Here is a 2,430-nt window from a genome sequence, read left to right on the forward strand (position 1 = left end):
TGGGGAATCGCTCAGGTCGAGTAGAGCCTCGGGCAATAAAAAGGCGACCTAAACCATACCCTCTATTAATGAAGATAAGAGCCACTGCACAAAAGGAGATTAGAGAAAAGGACACCAAAAAAAGCTTAAGTAAGTGCCATTGGAGCCTGACCCCATTGATTGACGAATCTTTTTCTAAACCATTGCAATATGGATTTTTCAATAATTTGATAACTTAATAAACCACATAGAACAGAAAAAAATATCAACAAGACAATGACTACTATATTTTCAATTCGTTCAAATGATGGGCGAAAAAATAATCGGCCAAGAGCGCTTAAAACTAGAACATGAGATAAGTATATGGAGTAAGATGCATTACCAATGGCTACCAACCAATGGGGAATGATTAGTCCCTTATTTTCAGCTTGTACAAGAGAATATACAGCAATTGAGGCAGGTATTCCAAATAAAAGAACTCTCGGTAATCCGTCTGGTAGTTCGTTCTTTATTGATACAAAAGCGCCACAACCCATTATCATAATTAAAAGACATATTACAAAAATAGTTATTAAGGACTGTTTACTAATGGAGCTATTTAACATAGGGGACTTATTGTAAATAATCGCAATTATAGCGCCGGCAATAAATTCAAAGGTTAGTGGACTTATCATAAGTATAGGTAAGGGAGCCGTAGTAATATTTAGTGACTCCAGGACAGCTATAATCCCCCCCCATAACAGTAGACCCGCCAAAAGAGCACGCTCAGGAAAAAACAAAAGGAGGGAAAAAATAAAATAGAAATACATTTCATGGGACAACGTCCATGACACTGCGAGTAAGGGTAGGTTGTGAGATTGAGGTAAAAGAAGAAAAGAATAGAAAATACTGCCTGTTTCCCCATGATTGACCCATAAGGGGTTAACAAGTAACATAATCAGTGTCAATGTTGCATAAAACCAATAAAGTGGATATATACGAGATATTCTATGATAGAGAAACTGAGTTATATTCGTTGGATTTTGGAATCGGCCTCTAGTTACTGTTACCATAATAAAACCACTAATCACAAAAAATAGGTCTACCCCGGATATACCGCTTGATAAAATATCAGGAAGTAAAAGAGAAGAGCTGTATTTTTCTTCTACTTTAATTAGGTGGGAAAATAATACAAGCAATACGGCAATACCTCTTATTCCTTGTATGCTCTCCAGTTTTTTCACACACTACCTCCCTATCTTATTAAATCAAATTTATTTACCATTTTAGGCGCTCATTTAGGCGCCCATAAAAATGATCTTGCCCCGAAAAAACGGACACCTCACTAAGCGACCTTTTTGACCTCAAATAATTCTGACGATTTATAACTTATCATTAAATGAAGTCGCATTCGATTGTAATATATTTCGATGTATTCAAACACATGATTTTTGATAATGGTACGCTTTACAAATTTTTCCTCATGGGTAGCTTCTACTTTAAAACTATGATTCCAACTTTCCATAGCGGCCTTATCATAGCAATCTCTGCGTGCAAACAAGTCCATGGAGAGCTAATAGTTTTTGATACTCATAAGTTGTTTTTGATGCTATTTATAATCTCCTCTAGCTTCAAGTATAGTGCTAAATAAGGTCTATTTTTTATATCGATCAATGTTTGAGTATTGAGCAATTTTATCGGTAAATAATTGTATTTTCTGAGTTAGAAGCTATTAAGTTTTTCTAATGTGCTGTTGCCATTCGGGTAATGTTTTAAAAATTCTTCTTCAAACTCAGCTTTTGAAATAGGCTTGCTACATTTACTAAAAAATATTTCTGCATTAGCATTATAACCTGGGAAAAACATATTCTTTTGTGTCGAAATATACAGAATACCCAGTTTTGGAAAATAAGAGACTAAATATGGGGCTTTATTTAGGATTCCAATCATAGCTATTTGATTTTCATCTTGAATAATATAATCTAGCAAAGCAGTATAAGACTCAGAGTCTGCTAGGAGTTGAGTACCTTGCAAAATAAATAAGGCTTTATTTTTTGAAAAATATACTAAAGGGGAGGCACCAGAAATTTTATCTGCGGATGGTAGAAATTTATTATTTTCTAATCCAGCTGTATTGGCAAAATAAGAATCAATTCTTAGCCCGTTTGGATCATTACATTTAATTAAATAATCAAAGCAATTACCATTGATCGAATAAATGAGAAGGGCTACCCCTATAATATTTTTCATTTTACATTCCCTTTTATATCTAAGTATAGCCTTCATTTATAAGCAGGAAACATAAAGCTTAGTATCAATCCTTTTTAACCTTGTAGCTGGTTCGGGTAAATAAGATTGATAATAAAATACTCTTTATCAACAATAATCAAATAAAATTCGTAGAATATTGGCTCTACCCCAAATAAGGGGGCACTTTAATCAAGTTAGTCTAAACTAACTTATTGTATTTCG

The 2,430-nt window shown here is 33.9% G+C and carries 3 protein-coding genes; all 3 read right to left on the reverse strand.

Annotated elements, in window-relative coordinates:
• Positions 1-125: 125 nt before the first annotated feature.
• The 3 genes from LDG_RS02985 to LDG_RS02995 all read right to left on the reverse strand — a co-directional run bounded on the left by LDG_RS02985 (position 126) and on the right by LDG_RS02995 (position 2,208).
• Positions 126-1,202, reverse strand: coding sequence for an acyltransferase family protein (locus LDG_RS02985; RefSeq protein ID WP_006869644.1), 1,077 nt, complete (start codon positions 1,200-1,202; stop codon positions 126-128).
• A gap of 101 nt (positions 1,203-1,303) precedes the next feature.
• Positions 1,304-1,525: an IS3 family transposase gene (locus LDG_RS20670; protein WP_083821367.1), complete on the reverse strand. Its 222-nt coding sequence runs from the start codon at positions 1,523-1,525 to the stop codon at positions 1,304-1,306.
• Positions 1,526-1,680: 155 nt separating this feature from the next.
• Entirely contained in the window at positions 1,681-2,208 is a 528-nt protein-coding gene (locus tag LDG_RS02995; RefSeq protein ID WP_006869647.1) for a hypothetical protein, read from the reverse strand.
• Between the last annotated feature and the right edge of the window lie 222 nt (positions 2,209-2,430).

It is taken from the genome of Legionella drancourtii LLAP12 (assembly GCF_000162755.2).
Lineage (GTDB): Bacteria > Pseudomonadota > Gammaproteobacteria > Legionellales > Legionellaceae > Legionella > Legionella drancourtii.